Consider the following 584-nt stretch of genomic DNA (forward strand, 5'->3'; position numbering starts at 1 on the left):
GACAACCTGCAGCGCATGCGCGAACTGGCGGTGCAATCGGCCAACGCCACCAACAGCAGCTCCGACCGTGCTGCCCTGCAACAGGAAGTGTCGCAGCTGTCCTCGGAAATTGACCGCGTCGCCACGCAGACGGACTTCAACGGCACCAAACTGCTCGATGGCACGTTCTCGGCCCAGCAGTTCCAGGTGGGCGCCAATGCGGGCCAGACCATCACCATTAGTTCTATTGCCAGCGCACGCACCAGTGCACTGGGCAAATTTCAAGGCATCAACCTGGTGAACCAAAGCATTGGCGTGGCCAGCGATACGGCTGGGGCTGCGACGGTCACCATTGGCAGTGGCTCTCCCATTTCTTTGGGCACGATTGCCAACGATGCCAAGGCGATTTCCGCCGCCATCAATGCGCAGGGTATTTCGGGTATGTCGGCTTCGGCCAATGCCACGTCGGTTGCCTCGGTGGCAACGGCAGCGGCGGGTGGTATCACGGCTGGCAACGTCACCATCGGTATCAATGGCACCAACCTCACGGTAGCAGCCGGTACCAATGCAGGAACCAACCGTGCCAATGCGCTGGCGGCGATCAA

General features: G+C 60.8%; 1 protein-coding gene. It reads left to right on the forward strand.

Going from position 1 to position 584, the window contains the following annotated elements; translation table 11 throughout:
* On the forward strand, nt 1-584 hold a 584-nt coding region (locus AC07ZH_RS20500), incomplete at both ends, for a flagellin N-terminal helical domain-containing protein (protein WP_495201122.1).

It is taken from the genome of Simplicispira sp. GW247-4R2A (assembly GCF_059424465.1).